Genomic DNA, 16,939 nt, shown 5'->3' on the forward strand with positions numbered 1-16,939 from the left:
TGCGCTGGCTCAGGTGTAGCGGCCGCGCCGCTGCAGGACTTCGATCTTGTAGCCGTCGGGATCGTCGACGAAGAAGAACTTGGCGAGGGGTTTGCCTTCGAAGCCCATCTCCTTCACCGGCTTCGGCGACAGGCCGAGGCGCTCGAAGCGGGCGTGCTCGGCGTCGAGGTCGTCGACGACAAAGGCGATGTGGCCGTAGCCGTCACCGAGCTGGTACGGCTCGGAACGGTCCTTGTTGACGGTGAGCTCGACTTCGAAGTCGGCATCGGGGCTGCGCAGGTAGATCAGCACGAAGCCGCCGAAGTCGAAGCGGTCCGCGACCTTCAGCCCGAATGCCTTGTCGTAGAACTCGACCGAGCGGGCCTCTTCGAACACCCGGATCATCGAATGGATCGCCTTGGCCATCGGCGGCGGACTCCTCTGCTACTGGAACGACGGAACGAGCCCGGCGGCGCCGGGCGGATGCGATCGGAGGACGGCGGCCGGCGACCGGCGCGCCGCGACGCGCCGGCAGGCCGTGGCCGACCGGTCGGTGCCCGAAGTCCTCACCCGCAGCCGCATCCTGGTCCCCGCTCCGGCATCGTCCGAAAACGGTAGCCGAGCGCGGCGGGGGGCGGGTGGTAGGTCGCTACTACAGGGCCGGAGACGATGCCGGCCGATCTTTGCTCGGGCGGAACGGCGGCGCCGTCGGGCGTCGTCGGCTATTCGGCGGCGACGAGCGCCGGCATGGAGCGGGGTGAGCCGCTCGCGGCCGTGTGGGCCGGCGCAGCCTCACCCGAACAGGCGGGCCGCGTCCGCAGCTCGGTCGCGTAGACGAGGCAGGTGCAGCGGAGCAGCGAGGCGAAGTTCGAGACCTCGCCGTGCAGTTCCAGCACCTCGTCGTGCAGGGTAGAGGCGAAGCGGGCGACGCTCATGCCCTGGCTCGCGGCGATCTCCTCGAGCATCGCCCAGAAGGCGGCCTCGAGGCGGATCGAGGTGGAGTGGCCATTGAGGCGGATCGAGCGCGTCTGGCCTTCATAGGAGGCCGGATCCTGACCGGCGAAGATGCGGCACACGGGGTTCCCCTCCCTCGGCTTTCCGTTTTCGGATTATTCCAATTCCACGCCCGGCAGCGGCATTTGTAAAGCCGCAGCGCAGCACGACGACGGGCGGCCGGATCCGTCTCGTGGCGGCACCCTGTGCGCCTCGCTGCACGTCCTGCGACGGTTGGTTGCGGCAATGGCTCCACACGGCCATTGCCCGACGGTCGCCGATGGTTATATTGCGCCGCAAAACAGGCAGCGGACCCGACGCATCCCCGGGCCCGCCTTTTGGTGTTTTCATGGACATTCGCAACATCGCCATCATCGCCCACGTCGACCACGGCAAGACCACGCTGGTCGACAAGCTGCTGCAGCAGTCGGGCACCTTCCGCGACAACCAGCGCGTCGCGGAGCGCGCGATGGACTCGAACGATCTCGAGCGTGAGCGCGGCATCACCATCCTCGCCAAGGTGACCTCGGTCGCCTGGAAGGGCGCGCGCATCAACATCGTCGACACGCCGGGCCACGCCGACTTCGGCGGCGAGGTCGAGCGCATCCTCAACATGGTCGACGGCGCCATCATCCTCGTCGACGCGGCCGAAGGGCCGATGCCGCAGACGAAGTTCGTGCTGTCGAAGGCCCTCAAGGTGGGCCTCCGGCCGATCGTCGCCATCAACAAGGTGGACAAGCCGGACAGCCGTCCGGACGAGGTGCTGAACGAGATCTTCGACCTGTTCTCGGCCCTGGACGCGAGCGCCGAGCAGCTCGACTTCCCGATCCTCTACGGTTCGGCCAAGAACGGCTGGATGGCGGAATCGCCGGAAGGGCCGCAGGTCGACATCGGCCCGCTGCTCGACCTCGTGCTGAAGCACGTGCCGGCGCCGACGGTGGACGTCGGGCCGTTCCGCCTGCTGGCCACGACGATCGAATCGAACCCCTTCCTCGGCCGCATCCTGACGGGCCGCGTGCTCTCGGGCACGGCGAAGCCGAACATGGCGATCAAGGCGCTGTCGCGCGACGGCAAGCAGATCGAGACCGGCCGCATCACCCAGGTGCTCGGCTTCCGCGGCCTCGAGCGCGTGCCGGTGGACGAGGCCCAGGCCGGCGACATCGTGGCGATCGCCGGCATGACGACGGCGACGGTGGCCGACACGCTGTGCGAGCCCTCGGTAACGACCCCGGTGGCGGCGCAGCCGATCGATCCGCCGACGCTGTCGATGACCTTCCGCATCAATGACGGCCCGCTCGCCGGCACCGAAGGTGACAAGGTGCAGAGCCGCGTGATCAAGGACCGGCTGTTCCGCGAGGCGGAGGGCAACGTCGCGCTGAAGGTGACGGAAGGGGCCGACCGCGATTCCTGCGAGGTGGCCGGTCGCGGCGAACTTCAGCTCGCCATCCTGATCGAGACGATGCGGCGCGAGGGCTTCGAGCTCACCGTCGGCCGTCCGCGCGTCGTCTTCGAGAAGGCCGAGGACGGCTCGCTGCTCGAGCCGATCGAGGAAGTCATCATCGACGTCGACGAGGAGCACGCCGGCGCGGTGGTGTCGAAGCTCTCCGAGCGGCGCGCCGACATGATTGAGATGCGGCCGTCGGGTGGCGGGCGCATGCGGCTCGTCTTCCACGCGCCGACGCGCGGGCTGATCGGCTACCAGTCGGAGCTCCTGTCGGACACCCGCGGCACGGCCATCATGAACCGGCTGTTCCACGGCTATGCGCCGCACAAGGGCGACATCCCCGGACGCACCAACGGCGTGCTGATCTCCAATGGTGGCGGTGTCGCCGTCGCCTTCGCCCTGTGGAACCTCGAGGATCGCGGGCCGATGATGATCGAGCCGGGCTGGAAGGTCTACGAGGGCATGATCGTCGGCGAGCACACGCGGACGAACGACCTCGAAGTGAACGTCATGAAGGGCAAGCAGCTCTCCAACGTCCGCTCGGCCGGTAAGGACGAGGCGGTGCGGCTGACGCCGCCGATCCGCATGACGCTGGAAAAGGCGCTCGCCTACATCCAGGACGACGAGCTCGTCGAGGTGACGCCCGACTCGATCCGCCTGCGCAAGGCGCTGCTCGACCCGAACGAGCGCAAGCGCGCCGACCGCCGCAAGGAAACCGACGCGGCCTAAGCTGCGGCTTCTGTCGGAAAGACCCGGAGACTTTGGACGGCGGCCCCAGTGGCCGCCGTTCTGCTTTCAGGGGTGCGCGCGGCGTCGCGGACAGAGCTTCCCCGTCAGGTCTTCCGCCGCCGCACCATCGAGCCCACCAGGGCCGTGACGAGGCGGCGTGGCAGCAGCCGCGGCACCACCGAGGCGACGGCAGTCGTCGTCTCGGCGAAGGCGATGCGGCGGCCGGCGAGCATCGCGGCGTAGCCGGCCTCGGCGACCATGCGGGCATCGTGGCCACCGGGGATGGTGCGGCCGTCGGCGACGTAGCCGGCGGCGCTGTGGAATTCGGTGGCGGTGAGGCCCGGGCAGAAGGCGGTGACGGTGACGCCTGAGCCGGCGAGCTCCTCCGACAGCGCCTCCGAGAACGACAGCAGGAAGGCCTTCGAGGCGGCGTAGACGGCCATGCCGGGGCCAGGCGCGAAGGCGACGATCGAGGCGACGTTGAGGACGCGGCCACGGCCGCGCGCCCGCATCGCCGGCAGGAAGCGCCGGCAGAGCGCCACCGGCACCTCGGCGTTGAGCCGCACCATCGCCGCGTCGAGGCCCGCCGGGCGGGCATCGAAGGCGCCGCCGCCGCCGAAGCCGGCGTTGTTGACGAGCACGTCGACAGCGAGCCCATGTGATTCGATGGTTTCGGCGAGCGTATCGACGGCCCCGGGGGCGGTGAGGTCGAGCGGGACGGTCAGCACGCGGATGCCGTGCGCGGCTTCGAGTTCGGCCGCGAGAGCCGCAAGCCGGTCGGCGCGGCGGGCGACGAGCACGAGATCGCCACCGCGGGCGGCGTGAATGCGGGCGATCTCGCGGCCGATGCCGCTCGAGGCACCGGTAACGAGGGCGGTTCCGACATCGCGGCTCGGCATGGACATCTCCCGCTTTCGGTCCCCATCGCCATGCCTCTTTACCCGCTGCCGCGACGCACCGTAATCTTCCCCCATGAAGACCGGCGCCCTCGCGATCAGACGTGCGTCGCCCGACGATGCGGGCGCGGTCGCCGACGTGCACGATTCCGCCTGGCGCACCGCCTATCGCGGCATCCTGCCCGGCACCGAGCTCGAGCGGATGATCGCCCGGCGCGGGCCGAACTGGTGGGAGCGGGCGATCCGTCGCCGCGTGCCGGTGATGCTGCTCGAGCACGGCCGCGAGGTGGCGGGCTACGTCACCTACGGCCAGAGCCGGGCGCGGGCGCTGCCCTTCCGCGGCGAGATCTACGAGATATATCTCCGGCCGGAGTACCAGGGGCTTGGCTTCGGCCGCGCGCTTTTCGCCTCGGCGAAGCAGGAGCTCGCGGCGCAGGGACGGCGCAGCGTCGTCGTCTGGGCGCTCGCCGACAACGAGCCGGCGGTGCGCTTCTACACCTCGCTCGGCGGCCGCGCCGTCGGCCGCTCGATGGACCGCATCGGCGAGAGCATCCTGCCGAAGCTCGCCTTCGGGTGGGCGCCGGCGCGGGGCTGAGGGCGCGCGGCGGCGGCCGCCCGCGTGCGACATCTCGGCGGCGAACCGGACGGCGAATTGCCCCGTAGCGGAACGTGCGCTAGACGCGCACGGCCATTGTGCGGCGCACGCGCCCGGGCGCCGTGCCGCCGACAGACCCCGACACCGACTTCAGGCGAGGATCTTTGATGCGTATCGACGCCGTTGCCACCGGCAACAAGCCGCCCAAGGACATCAACGTCATCGTCGAGGTGCCCGTCGGCGGCGAGCCGATCAAGTACGAGATGGACAAGGAGGCCGGCGCGCTGGTCGTCGACCGCTTCCTCTACACGCCGATGCGCTATCCAGGGAATTACGGCTTCGTCCCGCACACGTTGTCGGACGACGGCGACCCGATCGACGTGGTGGTGGCGAGCACGCGGGCGATCATCCCCGGCGCCATCATCAACTGCCGCCCGATCGGCGTGTTGATCATGGAAGACGAGAAGGGCGGCGACGAGAAGGTCATCGCCGTGCCGTCGAACCACCTGACGCTCCGCTACGAGAAGGTGCGCTCCTACGAGGATATGCCGGAGATCACGATCAAGCAGATCGAGCACTTCTTCGAGCACTACAAGGATCTCGAGCCCGGCAAGTGGGTGAAGATCGTCAAGTGGGCTGGCGTCGACATCGCCGAGCAGATGATCGTCGAGGCGATCGAGCGGGCGAACGCGGCCAAGGCCGGGAAGTAGGGGCCGGCAAGCAGGCCGGTTGCCAACGAGGCGGGTGGTTCAGTCGCCCGCCTCGATCGCCTCCATGTCGTCGTCCGACAGGCCGAAATGGTGGCCGATCTCGTGGACGAGGACGTGGGTGACGATGGCGCCCAGCGTCTCCTCGTGCTCCGCCCAGTAGTCGAGGATGGGGCGGCGGTAGAGCCAGATGTGGTTGGGCATCCGCCCCGTCGGCAGCACGGCGGCGTCGTGGGCCATGCCGACGCCGACGAACAGGCCGAGGAGGTCGAACTCGCTCTCGAGACCGACCGCCTCCAGCGCCTCGGCGTCGGGAAACTCGTCGACGCGGAAGGTGATGTCGCCGGCGAGCCGCCGGAAGTCCTCCGGCAGCGCGGCGAAGGCCTCGGCGGCCAGCGCCGCGAGGTCGTCGAGACCCGGCGCCAGGCGTTCGCTCCAGGCGAAGGCGGTGCCCGGCACGCGCGGCACGCGGATGCTCATTGTGCGGCACTCCGGCGCTGCAGGCCGACGAAGGCGCCGGCGAGGGTGAGGAGGACGAGGGCTGCCGAGGCGACGGCGTTCCAGCCGGCGAAGGACAGCCCGAACATCCGCCACGAGGCCTCGGTGCAGCTGACGAGCTTCGTCGACTGGATCTGGGCGAGCAGGTTGCCGGCGCTCGTGGTGGTGGCGACGCCGCCGCCGCAGTCCGTCGGGCCGGGCCAGAACGCCCACTCGGCGCCGGCCTGGTAGACGCCGAGCGCCAGCCCGTAGGCGAAGACGCCAGCGGCGAGCACCAGCGCGATGCGAAGCACCGATAGGCGCGCACCGAGGCGGTGGGCGATCAGGCCGGCGGCGATCAGCGGCAGGCCGACATAATAGGGCACGCGCTGCTCGAGGCAGAGCGCACACGGGGCATAGCCGCCGATGAGCTGGAAGCCCCAGGCGGTGGCAATGGTGACGACGCCGAGGGCGAGGGCGAGCGCCCCGGCCAGCACCGGCACGGCGCGGCCGGAGCGGGCGCGGGGGGCGCTCTCGCCGGCGAGGGTGGTCGACATCGGTGTCCTCCGCGGGCCCGAAGGGGCCTCAGAACAGGTAGCGCGCCGCCACGAGGCCGCCGATCAGCACCAGGGCGACGATCGTGGTGACGAGCTTCAGGCGCCGCTCGATGAAGGCGCGGATCGGCTCGCCGTAGCGGCGCAGCAGCGCCGCCTCGAGGAAGAAGCGCGCCCCACGCGTGATGATCGACAGCGCCACGAACGCCAGGAAGTCGTAGCCGGCAAATCCGGACGTGATCGTGACCACCTTGTAGGGGATCGGCGTCAGGCCCTTGATGAGGATGATCCAGGCGCCCCACTCGGCATAGGCGTGGCGGAACGCCTCGACCTCGCCGCCATAGCCGTAGAGCTCGATCAGCCAGGTGCCGACGGAATCATAGAGCAGATAGCCGATCAGGTAGCCGAGCATGCCGCCGAGGACGGAGGTGATCGTGCACCAGGCGGCGAGCGCCCAGGCGCGTGCCCGGTCGGCGAGCACCATCGGGATCAGCAGCACGTCGGGCGGGATCGGGAAGAACGAGCTCTCGGAGAACGAGATGACGCCGAGGGCGGCCTTGGCATGACGGTGGCCGGCGAAGCTCATCGTCCAGTCGTAGAGGCGGCGCAGCATCCGATTCTCCGCGAGCCCCCGGCCCCAGGCGCGCCTGTCTAGACGAGCGGGACCAGCCTTGTCCACGCGGCGCGGCCGGGTGCGGGCACTGGTCGGCGCCCGCCGGAGCGCGCGGCCGTGATTTGACCCGCGCCCGCCGAAGCATCACGGTGCGCGCCGGCTGATTCAGGGGGATTTTATGATCAAGCGCATCGTGATGGGATTGCTGCTCGGACTGGTGCTGGCGACGCCGGCGCTTGCCCTCGACCGCGGCGACTGGGTGCTCGGGCGGTGGCAGGGTGGCAAGTTCTGGTTCCCCGGCGTCGTCCAGCAGGCCGGCGGCGGTCAGGTCACCATCAAGTACGACGACGGCACGCGCGAGACGCTGCCGCGCAAGCTCGTGAAGCGCTACGACTGGTCGATCGGCACCCGCGTCGAGTGCGACTGGAAGGGCGGCGGCACCTGGTATCGCGGCAACATCGTCAAGCTCAACGGTGGCAACCTGACGGTCGCCTACGACGACGGCTCGCGCGAGCGCACGGTGACGGGGCGCTGCCGGTCGCGGTGAGGGGCGGGGGTGGTGGCCACGGCTACGCTGCCCTCCCCATCCGTCTCATCATGGGTGGTCCTTGTCGGGAACGCGATAGCTGAGTCCGCGAAGATGCCGTCGCGGGCACGCCTCGTCGACTGGGGCGCGTAGCGCGGGGCAGCAGGGCGAGACGCGGGACACCGGAAGGCGAGATGCTCAAGCGCTGGCTAGAAAGGCTCCTCCCGCCCAGGCAGCCCTGTGACGCAGAGGATCGGATAGCTCCTGCCGTCCGGCTGCTTGACCGTTCAGGCTACCCGGAGGGGGACATCATCTTCCTCGACGCCAGCGCAAGCGATGTTGCCCGTGCCGTCGAAGCTTGGGCTTGGCTGCTTCCGGATCAAACCACAATCATTGCTGCTTCGGCGTTGGGCGACATCGTATTTGAAGACAAGGCCGGGGGCATCAAGCTGTTATCGCCTTCCCTGGATGCGGAAGTGTCGATGATCGCGCCTGACATGGGCGCATTCGATATATTGATGCTCGAAAAGGATTTCCGGGACGAGTGGTTCTTGACGGGCCTAATGGTCGGCGCGCGAAGGGCGGGGTTAACTTTGCAGCCGGGGGAATGTTACTCTTTTCAGATCCCGCCAGTCCTGGGCGGAGAAATCTCCGTAGCCAACATGGTGAAGCTGCCGCTCGTGGCGCAGATGGCTGTCGCCAGCCAAATCCACAGGCAAGTGAGCGAGATGAGCCCCGGTGATGAGGTCGCGGGAATCCGGGGAGTCGACTAGCGGGAAGTGCTTGCGCCGGCCGATGGGCTGCAACGCCGGCAACCTAACGATCGCCTACGACGACGGCTCGCGCGAGCGGACGGTTACGGGACGCTGCCGGTCGCGGTGAGGGGGCCGTGCGGGGCCCCCTATCTCGGGTCATTCCCGGCCTTGTGCCGGGAACCCATGCAACGCCGGCCAAATCACCGGCGCCGAGGCCGGGAGAGGGATGGGTTCCCGGCACAACGCCGGGAATGACTGCGGAGGGGTGTGCGACGGGAGGGTTTGCGACAGCAGCCTCAGGCGCGTCGCGCAGTTCTACCGACGGACTGCCGGCAGTAGAGACCAGCAGCCGGCAGCAGAAACCCGCAGAGAACGGCCTCGCCGTTCCCTTACCTCGGCGCGCCCTCGCGCTCCTCACCGCGGGGCGCGTTTGGCCAGGATGCGCTGCAGGGTGCGGCGGTGCATGTTCAGGCGCCGGGCGGTCTCCGAGACGTTGCGGTCGCAGAGCTCGTAGACGCGCTGGATGTGCTCCCAGCGGACCCGGTCGGCCGACATCGGGTTTTCCGGCGGCAGCGCCTTGTCGTGCGGGTCGCGGTTCAGCGCCGCGACGATCTCGTCGGCGTCGGCGGGCTTGGCGATGTAGTCGATGGCGCCGAGCTTCACCGCGGTGACGGCGGTGGCGATGTTGCCGTAGCCGGTCAGCACGATGATCTTCACCTCCGGCCGCCGCTCGCGCAGGCGCTCGACGACGTCGAGGCCGTTGCCGTCGCCGAGCCGCATGTCGACCACGGCATAGTCCGGGGGCGAGGCGTCGACCTTGGCGATCGCTTCGGCCACCGATTCGGCGATGTCCGTCTCGAAGCCCCGCTTCTCCATCGCCCGTGCCAGTCGCTGCACGAACGCCTTGTCGTCGTCGACGATGAGCAGCCGGCCTGCGCCGGTCGCCGTCTCGCCGACCGCCTTCGGGGCAGGGGCGGCCGTCTCCATCACTCGATCCTTCGTCCCGTCGAATATTTGCCGACGTTATAGGGTGTCGATCCCGCCGGGGGAAGCGCCTGCGACGCCGAGTCTTCTTGCGGTCTCGCCGTCCGGCCGCGCAGTGCGCTCGACTTCGATGGCGTCGCGGGGCCAGGCGACGCGCACGACGGCCCCATGCGCGGGCGACGGGCGGTTGGTCAGCGACAGGCTGGCGCCGGTGCGCTCGAGCAGCGTCTTGGCGATGAAGAAGCCGAGGCCGAGGCCGCCGGCCTCGCTGGCGTCGGTCTCCTCGCGGGCGCCGGCGGGCCGCGAGGCGCGGGTGGTGACGTAGGGGTCGCCGAGGCGCTCGATGATCTCCACCGCAAAGCCAGGCCCGTCGTCGCGCACCGTCACGACGATGGTGTCGTCGGTCCATTCGGCGGTGATGTCGACGGCCGTTTCGGCGTAGTCGACGGCGTTCTCGACGAGGTTTCCGAGGCCATAGAGGATGGCGGGATTGCGGGTGACGGTCGGTTCGCCGCGCATGCCGGCGGCGCGCTCGATGCCGATGGCGACGCCGAAGTCGCGGTGCGGCGAGGCGATCTCCTCGAGGAGCTGCGTTACCGCCATGCGGTCGAGCGGGCTTTCCGGATCGTTGCCGAGCGAGGTGAGCTTGCGGAGGATGTCGCGGCAGCGCTCGGACTGGGTCGACAGCAGGTGGACGTCCTCGGCGCGCGGATCGTCCGGCTCGAGCTCGCGCTCGAGCTCGCGGGCGACGAGCGCGATGGTGGCGAGCGGCGTGCCGAGCTCGTGGGCGGCGGCCGCCGCCATGCCGTCGAGGGCGTTCAGGTGCTGCTCGCGGGCGAGCACGAGCTCGGTGGCGGTGAGCGCATCGGCGAGCTGGCGTGCCTCCTCGGAGACGCGGAAGGCGTAGACGCTCATGAACACGAGGCTCGAGGTCAGCGCCACCCAGACGCCGGCGACGTAGAGGAGGGGCATCCTCAGTGTCTCGTCGGGCCACCAGGGGAGCGGCTGGTGGAAGAAGACGAGCAGGGTGGCGACGATGACCACGAGCGCGCCGAGCGCCAGCGTCTTGCGCGGCGGCAGGGCGGTGGCCGAGATCATCACCGGGGCGATCAGCAGGAAGGCGAAGGGGTTCTGCAGGCCACCCGTCAGATAGAGCAGGGCGGCGAGCTGCAGGATGTCGTAGCCGAGCAGGACCGCGGTGACCTGGGCGGTGAAGCGCCGGCTCGGCGGGTAGCGCAGGCGCAAGATCAGGTTGAGCCAGGCCGAGACCGCGATCAGCGCGAGGCACCAGCCCATCTGCACCGGAAAGTCGAGGCCGAAGGCGACGGAGACGACGGCCGCCGTCTGGCCGGCGACGGCGAGCCAGCGCAGGCGGATCAGCGTGTCGAGACGGACGCTGCGGCGTCCGAACGGCGGCGAACGATCGAGGGGAAGCGACATGGGCGGGTCTCCGGCCGCCGACAGATACAGTATCCACAGGCGGCGGGCGAATGCGGCGCCGGCGGACCGTGCAACGGCCCGCGCTTGCTGCGCTGCGAAGATTCTCCTTTGTCGGCTTTGCGTTAGCAGGTCGCGACGTGGCGCGCGCCGCAGGTCTGGCGTCAGACTTTCGGCCAGTTTTCGAGCCCCGCGCCGAAGCCAGCTTGATGCAAGCGAAACCGGGGCCTATGGTTTTGCGTTGCAATATGCGCGACGGAGACCACCGTCGGCGACGGGCAAGGCGGGGTAACCCTGCGTGTACTATCAGCTCTATGAGATGAACCACGCCGCGATGACGCCGATGCGCGCCGCGGCGGACGCCACGCGGCTGTCGTTCAAGAACCCGCTCAATCCGCTCAGCCACACCGTCTTCGGGCGCAGCGTGACCGCGGCGTGCGAGGTGTTCGAGCGGGCGACGCGACGCTACGCCAAGCCGGAGTTCGGCCTCGACAGCACCCAGGTTGGCGGCGTCCGCGTGCCCGTGCACGAGGAGATCGTCTGGTCGCGGCCGTTCTGCAATCTCGTCCACTTCGAGCGGGTGCTGCCCGATCCGTCGCGGCGCCACCCGAAGCTCCTGATCGTCGCGCCGATGTCGGGCCACTACGCCACGCTTCTGCGCGGCACGGTGGAGGCGATGCTGCCGCGCCACGAGGTCTACATCACCGACTGGGTGGACGCCCGCCAGGTGCCGCTCGCGGCCGGTCGCTTCGACCTCGACGACTACATCGACTACGTCATCGCGATGATCCACCACCTCGGGCCGGACGTGCACGTGATGGCGGTGTGCCAGCCGGCGGTGCCGGTGTTCGCCGCGGTGGCGCTGATGGAGGAGGCGAACGATCCGCTCGCGCCGTCCTCGATGGTGCTGATGGGCGGGCCGATCGACACGCGCGCCAACCCCACCGCCGTCAACACGATGGCGCAGGAGCGCGGGCTCGAGTGGTTCGAGCGGCACGCCGTGATGATGGTGCCGTGGCCGCTGCCGGGCTTCCTGCGCCGGGTCTACCCGGGCTTCCTGCAACTCGGCGGGTTCATGGGGATGAACCTCGATCGCCACCTCCTCGCGCACCGCGAGTTCTACGACCATCTGGTGCAGGGCGACGGCGATTCGGCCGGCAAGCACCGTGATTTCTACGACGAGTATCTCGCGGTGATGGACCTCACCGCCGAGTTCTACCTCGACACGGTCGACAAGGTGTTCGTCCGCCAGGCGCTGCCGAAGGGCGAGTTCATGCATCGGGGCCGGCGCGTCGATCCGTCGGCGATCCGCCGGACGGCGCTCTTGACCATCGAGGGCGAGCGCGACGACATCTCCGGCGTCGGCCAGACCGAGGCTGCGCACCGGCTGGCGGTGAACCTGCCCGACGACAAGCGCTACCACTATCTGCAGATGGGCGTCGGCCACTACGGCGTCTTCAACGGCTCGCGCTTCCGTTCCGAGATCGCACCGCGGATCTCCGACTTCGTCTGGACGCATGATCGGCGGCCGCGGCGGGCGTCGCCGGCCAAGGTTGTCCAGGCAGCGCCGGCGAGTGCCGAGGCGCCGAAGCCGCCGTCGAGCAAGGCTCCGTCGACCGGGACCGCGCCGGCGAGAGCGTCCGTCGCCGAGGCGAACGGCGCGAAGGCCCATGGTGCGGCGGCCAACGGTGCGAAGCCCAACGGTGCAATGCCCAACGGTGCGACGGCCAACGGTGCAAAGGTCGCGACGACCCGGGGCGCGGAGCGCAAGCCATCGCCGGTGAAGGCCTCACCGAAGGCGGAGACGGCCAAGGCCGCGCCCGCCAAGCCAGCCGCCGAGCCCGCTGCCAGGGCCGCCGCCAAGCCTGCCGCTGCCAAAGCGGCCGCCGCCAAGCCTGCCAAGGCCGCGGCAGCGAAGCCTCGTGCGGTGAAGGCGGCGACGCTGTCGGAGATCGTGCTGAAGAAGCCGGCCGGAAACCCGGACGACCTCACCCGCATTCGCGGCATCGGCGCCAAGCTCGCCGAGACGCTGCACGGGCTCGGCATCTTCCACTTCTCGCAGCTGTCGGCGCTGAGCGCCAAGGCGGCCGAGGAACTCGATGCCAAGCTGTCGTTCCCCGGCCGCATCCGGCGCGACGACTGGATCGGCCAGGCGAAGGCGCTCGCCGGCGGCGCCTGAGGCCGCGCCGTCCCTGCGAGGCGGACACGCGGCTACCCCGCGCGTCCGATTTCGATGGTCGCTCCTCTTGTAGAGGAGCCGTGGCCTTCCCAAATCCTTGCCTGTATTCGTGAGGAGGACCACAGAGACCATGACCAACACTCTTGCACTCCGGCCGGGTTGGACGCCGCTCACCATCGGCTTGATGGTGCTCGGGTTCATCGTGTTCTGGCCGCTCGGATTCGCCATGCTGGCCTACATCTTGTGGGGCGATCGCCTGCACAGGATGGCGAGCGATGCCGGCGAGAGCTTCCGGGCGAATGGTTGGGGCTGCGCGGGCTCCCGCTCGATGCGCACCGCCGCAACCAGCTTCTCGGCCACCGGTAACGTCGCCTTCGACGAGTATCGCAAGCGCGAGATCGAGCGGATCGAGGCCGAGCGCCGCAAGCTCGACGAGATGCGCGCGGAGTTCGACAGCTACCTCGCGGAGCTGCGCCGGGCGAAGGACAAGGAAGAGTTCGACCGCTTCATGTCCGATCGCGATCGGCGTGAGCGCGAGGGCGGCGCGGCCTGATCAGGCGCACACCCAGGTCGAACGACACCGGACGAAAACGACGCGGGGCGCCCCATGGGGCGCCCCGTTTGCATTTCGCCGCGGCTTAAGGCGGGGGAGGCGGGCGGACGGCCCTCAGCGGACGGCGGCGGCGGCGAACTGGTCGTCGAAGGCGTAGCCGGAGCCGCGGACGGTGCGGATCGGGTCCTTCGACTTGCCGCGGTTGACCGCCTTGCGCAGCCGGCCGATGTGGACGTCGACGGTGCGCTCGTCGACATAGACGTCGTGGCCCCAGACGCCGTCGAGGAGCTGCTCGCGCGAGAACACGCGGCCGGGCGACTGCATCAGGAACTCGAGCAGGCGGAACTCGGTCGGGCCGAGGTGGATCTCGCGGCCAGCGCGGCGGACGCGGTGGGTCTCGCGGTCGACCTCGATGTCGCCGCCCTTCAGCACCGTGCTGACCACCTCGGGCTTCGCCCGCCGCAGCATGGCGCGGACGCGGGCCATCAGTTCGGCGACGGAGAACGGCTTCACCACGTAGTCGTCGGCACCGGTGGCGAGGCCGCGGATGCGCTCGGCCTCCTCGCCGCGCGCCGTCAGCATGATGATCGGCAGCCGCGCCGTCTCCTCGCGGGCGCGCAGGCGCCGGCAGAGCTCGATGCCGGACAGGCCGGGCAGCATCCAGTCGAGCAGCAGGAGGTCGGGCTGCACCTCCATCAGGCGCACCTCGGCCTCGTCGCCGCGGTCGCAGGTCTCGACCGCGAAGCCCTCGGATTCGAGGTTGTAGCGGAGCAGCAGCGTCAGCGGCTCCTCATCCTCGACGATCATCACCTTCGGCATCGCCGCCATGCTGCGTCGGTCCAATCGGGGGTGGGCGGTCATCGCGTACCGAAGTCGGCGGGCGTCAGGCTCGATTCGTCGAGCTTCGGACGATCGTCGGCGAGCTGCTGCCCGGTCACCTGGTAGTAGACGTTCTCGGCGATGTTGGTGGCGTGGTCACCGATGCGCTCGATGTTCTTCGCGCAGAAGAGCAGGTGCGTGCAGAAGGTGATGTTGCGCGGATCCTCCATCATGTAGGTGAGGAGCTCGCGGAACAGCGAGGTGTACATCTGGTCGATCTCGTTGTCGCGGTCGCGGATGGCGAGCGCGGAGGCGGCGTCCTTGCCGGTGTAGGCGTCGATGACGGCCTTCACCTGCTCGAGCGCGATCTCGGAGATGTGCTCGACGCCGAGGGCGAGCCGCTTCGGGTGGAAGTGGCCGTCGATGGCGGCGACGCGCTTGGCGATGTTCTTGGCGAGGTCGCCGATGCGCTCCATGTCGATGGAGACGCGCAGCGCGGTGACGACGTCGCGCAGGTCGCGGGCCATCGGCTGGCGGCGCGCGATCAGGCTGATGGTCTCCTCCTCGACCCGCCGCTGCAGGGCGTCGAGGCGCAGGTCGGTGGCGATCACCGACTGGGCGAGGTGGGTATCGACCCGCACCAGCGCGGTCACGGCATCGACGAGCATGCGCTCGGCGAGCCCGCCCATCTCGGCGATGGTGCCGGCGATGCCGGTGAGCTCGTCGTCATAGGCTGCAACGATGTGCTCGGACATATCTGTTTACTCCCCGCGCCCGGACCCGTGCGCCGCCGGCTCAGCCGAAGCGGCCCGTGATGTAGTCCTGGGTGCGCCGTTCCTTCGGATTGGTGAAGATCATGTCGGTCGGCCCCTCCTCGACGAGATCGCCGAGGTGGAAGAAGGCCGTCTTCTGCGAGACGCGTGCCGCCTGCTGCATCGAGTGGGTGACGATGACGATGGTGAAGTTCTCACGCAGTTCGTCGATCAGTTCCTCGATGCGGGCGGTGGCGATCGGGTCGAGGGCCGAGCAGGGCTCGTCCATCAGGATCACCTCGGGGCCCACCGCGATGGCGCGGGCGATGCAGAGGCGCTGCTGCTGGCCGCCCGACAGGCCGGTGCCGGACTCGTTCAGCCGGTCCTTCACCTCCTCGAACAGGCCCGCCTTGCGCAGGCTCGAGGCGACGATGTCGTCGAGCTCGGACTTCGAGGCGGCGATGCCGTGGATGCGCGGGCCGTAGGCGACGTTCTCGTAGATCGACTTCGGGAACGGGTTCGGCTTCTGGAACACCATGCCGACGCGGGCGCGCAACTGCACGACGTCGAGGCTCGGATCGTAGATATCGAGGCCGTCGATGGCGATCTTGCCGGTCACCCGGGCCGAGGCGATGGTGTCGTTCATGCGGTTGAAGCAGCGCAGGAACGTCGACTTGCCGCAGCCGGACGGGCCGATGAACGCCGTCACCGAGCGCTCCGGAATGTCGATCGTCACATGCTTCAGGGCCTGCTTCTGGCCGTAGTAGACGTTGACGTCCTGGGTGACGACCTTGGCGGGCTTGAAGCCTTCGGACGGCACAGACCGGATGGTGCTGCTCGTCCGGGCGTCGGCAACCATGGCTTCCATGGGAGGAGAGCTCCTGAGACTGCGGGCGCGCGCGCCCTGAAGGGTTACCAGCGGCGCTCGAAGCGCTTGCGCAGGATGATGGCGATGCCGTTCATCAGGAAGAGGAACAGCAGGAGGACGATGATGGCGGCGGAGGTCTTCGCCTGGAAGCCGATCTCCGGCAGGTCGGACCACAGGAAGATCTGCACCGGCAGCACGGTGGCGGCTTGGGTGACCCCCTCCGGCACGTCGACGATGAAGGCGATCATGCCGATGAGCAGCAGCGGCGCGGTCTCACCGAGAGCATGCGCCATGCCGATGATCGTGCCGGTGAGCACGCCGGGCATGGCGAGCGGCAGCACGTGGTGGAAGACCGCCTGCTGGTGCGAGGCGCCGACGCCGAGCGCCGCCTCGCGGATCGACGGCGGCACCGCCTTCAACGCCGCGCGGCTGGCGATGATGATCGTCGGCAGCACCAGGAGGGCGAGCACGAGGCCGCCGACCAGGGGCGAGGAGCGTGGCAGGCCGAAGAAGTTGAGGAAGACGGCGAGGCCGAGCAGACCGAAGACGATCGACGGCACGGCGGCGAGGTTGTTGATGTTGACCTCGATGAGTTCGGTCCAGCGGTTCTTCGGGGCGAACTCCTCGAGATAGATCGCCGAGGCGACGCCGATCGGCAGGCAGATGATCAGCGTCACCAGCATCGTGTAGGCGGAGCCGACCAGGGCGCCGAGGATGCCGGCGAGCTCCGCCTCGCGGCTGTCGCCGGTGGAGAAGAACAGGAAGTTGAAGCGCTCGGAGACGAGGCCGTTCTCCTCGAGGCGCTGCAGCCAGGCGATCTCCTGGTCGGAAAGCTTGCGGTTCGCTTCCGGGGTGTCGAGCACCAGCGTCCGCCACGTGCCGGGCTGGGCGCCGTCGGTGGAGGTGAGCGGGATCAGCACCTCGCCGGTGATGCGGTCGTTGCCGATCTCGGTCGCCTTGATGACACCGCCGTTGATCTCGACGAGCACGCTCGGCGCCGTCGCGTCCAGCGTCTCGGCGCTGCCGGCGGTGTCGAAGCGGCCTTCCAGGTCGGCAATGCGGGCCGACAGGCCGTCGAT

General features: G+C 69.3%; 18 protein-coding genes and 1 pseudogene. 7 read left to right on the forward strand and 12 right to left on the reverse strand.

Features of this window, described 5'->3' with window-relative positions; translation table 11 throughout:
* Nucleotides 1–9: 9 nt before the first annotated feature.
* The gene (locus RUR49_RS06060) at nucleotides 10–405 is read right to left on the reverse strand and encodes a VOC family protein (protein ID WP_409145475.1); all 396 of its coding nucleotides are present in this window, start codon (nucleotides 403–405) and stop codon (nucleotides 10–12) included.
* Between the two features lie 296 nt (nucleotides 406–701).
* On the reverse strand, nucleotides 702–1,055 hold the full coding sequence (locus RUR49_RS06065) for a ribbon-helix-helix domain-containing protein (protein ID WP_409145476.1): 354 nt from the start codon (nucleotides 1,053–1,055) through the stop codon (nucleotides 702–704).
* Nucleotides 1,056–1,321: 266 nt separating this feature from the next.
* Between RUR49_RS06065 and typA the strand changes: the two genes are divergently transcribed.
* Nucleotides 1,322–3,145, forward strand: a complete 1,824-nt coding sequence (gene typA, locus RUR49_RS06070) for a translational GTPase TypA (RefSeq protein WP_409145477.1) — start codon at nucleotides 1,322–1,324, stop codon at nucleotides 3,143–3,145.
* Nucleotides 3,146–3,249: 104 nt separating this feature from the next.
* Here typA and RUR49_RS06075 read toward each other — a convergent pair whose 3' ends face one another.
* Nucleotides 3,250–4,044, reverse strand: coding sequence for an SDR family NAD(P)-dependent oxidoreductase (locus tag RUR49_RS06075; protein ID WP_409145478.1), 795 nt, complete (start codon nucleotides 4,042–4,044; stop codon nucleotides 3,250–3,252).
* Between the two features lie 73 nt (nucleotides 4,045–4,117).
* Here RUR49_RS06075 and RUR49_RS06080 point away from each other — a divergent pair, with 73 nt between their 5' ends.
* Together RUR49_RS06080 and ppa are read left to right on the forward strand one after the other, a co-directional pair.
* The gene (locus RUR49_RS06080; RefSeq protein WP_409145479.1) at nucleotides 4,118–4,636 is read left to right on the forward strand and encodes a GNAT family N-acetyltransferase; all 519 of its coding nucleotides are present in this window, start codon (nucleotides 4,118–4,120) and stop codon (nucleotides 4,634–4,636) included.
* 167 nt (nucleotides 4,637–4,803) lie between these two features.
* A complete protein-coding gene (gene ppa / locus RUR49_RS06085; RefSeq protein ID WP_409145480.1) occupies nucleotides 4,804–5,346 on the forward strand; it encodes an inorganic diphosphatase in 543 nt (180 codons plus the stop codon).
* Between the two features lie 39 nt (nucleotides 5,347–5,385).
* Here the strand turns inward: ppa and RUR49_RS06090 are convergent, their stop codons facing one another.
* The 3 genes from RUR49_RS06090 to RUR49_RS06100 are packed head-to-tail and all read right to left on the reverse strand — an operon-like array spanning nucleotide 5,386 to nucleotide 6,987.
* Nucleotides 5,386–5,823 (reverse strand): metallopeptidase family protein, encoded by a 438-nt coding sequence (locus tag RUR49_RS06090; RefSeq protein ID WP_409145481.1) that lies wholly within the window; start codon nucleotides 5,821–5,823, stop codon nucleotides 5,386–5,388.
* Nucleotides 5,820–6,377: a disulfide bond formation protein B gene (locus RUR49_RS06095; RefSeq protein WP_409145482.1), complete on the reverse strand. Its 558-nt coding sequence runs from the start codon at nucleotides 6,375–6,377 to the stop codon at nucleotides 5,820–5,822. The genes RUR49_RS06090 and RUR49_RS06095 overlap by 4 nt, the downstream gene beginning before the upstream one ends.
* 28 nt (nucleotides 6,378–6,405) lie before the next feature.
* Nucleotides 6,406–6,987 (reverse strand): YqaA family protein, encoded by a 582-nt coding sequence (locus tag RUR49_RS06100; protein ID WP_409145483.1) that lies wholly within the window; start codon nucleotides 6,985–6,987, stop codon nucleotides 6,406–6,408.
* Between the two features lie 178 nt (nucleotides 6,988–7,165).
* Between RUR49_RS06100 and RUR49_RS06105 the strand changes: the two genes are divergently transcribed.
* Both RUR49_RS06105 and RUR49_RS06110 read left to right on the forward strand, forming a co-directional pair.
* Entirely contained in the window at nucleotides 7,166–7,534 is a 369-nt protein-coding gene (locus tag RUR49_RS06105; RefSeq protein ID WP_409145484.1) for a tudor domain-containing protein, read from the forward strand.
* 173 nt (nucleotides 7,535–7,707) lie between these two features.
* On the forward strand, nucleotides 7,708–8,286 hold the full coding sequence (locus RUR49_RS06110) for a T6SS immunity protein Tdi1 domain-containing protein (protein WP_409145485.1): 579 nt from the start codon (nucleotides 7,708–7,710) through the stop codon (nucleotides 8,284–8,286).
* A 396-nt stretch (nucleotides 8,287–8,682) separates the two neighbouring features.
* Here RUR49_RS06110 and RUR49_RS06115 read toward each other — a convergent pair whose 3' ends face one another.
* On the reverse strand, nucleotides 8,683–9,255 hold the full coding sequence (locus RUR49_RS06115) for an ActR/PrrA/RegA family redox response regulator transcription factor (RefSeq protein ID WP_409145486.1): 573 nt from the start codon (nucleotides 9,253–9,255) through the stop codon (nucleotides 8,683–8,685).
* Between the two features lie 36 nt (nucleotides 9,256–9,291).
* The gene (locus RUR49_RS06120; RefSeq protein ID WP_409145487.1) at nucleotides 9,292–10,692 is read right to left on the reverse strand and encodes an ActS/PrrB/RegB family redox-sensitive histidine kinase; all 1,401 of its coding nucleotides are present in this window, start codon (nucleotides 10,690–10,692) and stop codon (nucleotides 9,292–9,294) included.
* Nucleotides 10,693–11,023: 331 nt separating this feature from the next.
* Here RUR49_RS06120 and phaZ point away from each other — a divergent pair, with 331 nt between their 5' ends.
* Together phaZ and RUR49_RS06130 are read left to right on the forward strand one after the other, a co-directional pair.
* A complete protein-coding gene (gene phaZ / locus RUR49_RS06125; RefSeq protein ID WP_409146339.1) occupies nucleotides 11,024–12,868 on the forward strand; it encodes a polyhydroxyalkanoate depolymerase in 1,845 nt (614 codons plus the stop codon).
* Between the two features lie 130 nt (nucleotides 12,869–12,998).
* Entirely contained in the window at nucleotides 12,999–13,421 is a 423-nt protein-coding gene (locus tag RUR49_RS06130; protein ID WP_409145488.1) for a DUF2852 domain-containing protein, read from the forward strand.
* A gap of 114 nt (nucleotides 13,422–13,535) precedes the next feature.
* Here the strand turns inward: RUR49_RS06130 and phoB are convergent, their stop codons facing one another.
* From phoB to pstA, 4 genes and pseudogenes are all read right to left on the reverse strand, one after another.
* Complete coding sequence (gene phoB / locus RUR49_RS06135; RefSeq protein WP_409146340.1) at nucleotides 13,536–14,240, reverse strand: phosphate regulon transcriptional regulator PhoB; 705 nt, start codon at nucleotides 14,238–14,240, stop codon at nucleotides 13,536–13,538.
* Between the two features lie 38 nt (nucleotides 14,241–14,278).
* On the reverse strand, nucleotides 14,279–14,995 hold the full coding sequence (gene phoU / locus RUR49_RS06140; protein WP_409145489.1) for a phosphate signaling complex protein PhoU: 717 nt from the start codon (nucleotides 14,993–14,995) through the stop codon (nucleotides 14,279–14,281).
* A gap of 40 nt (nucleotides 14,996–15,035) precedes the next feature.
* Nucleotides 15,036–15,860 carry a phosphate ABC transporter ATP-binding protein PstB gene (pstB, locus tag RUR49_RS06145; RefSeq protein ID WP_409145490.1) on the reverse strand — a complete coding sequence of 275 codons (825 nt, stop codon included), beginning with the start codon at nucleotides 15,858–15,860 and terminating at the stop codon, nucleotides 15,036–15,038.
* A gap of 44 nt (nucleotides 15,861–15,904) precedes the next feature.
* Nucleotides 15,905–16,720: pseudogene (gene pstA, locus RUR49_RS06150) on the reverse strand (phosphate ABC transporter permease PstA); the annotation flags it as partial.
* Nucleotides 16,721–16,939 lie beyond the last annotated feature (219 nt).

It is taken from the genome of Pseudoxanthobacter sp. M-2, from assembly GCF_046156265.1.
Taxonomy (GTDB): Bacteria; Pseudomonadota; Alphaproteobacteria; order Rhizobiales; family Segnochrobactraceae; genus CAMDHY01.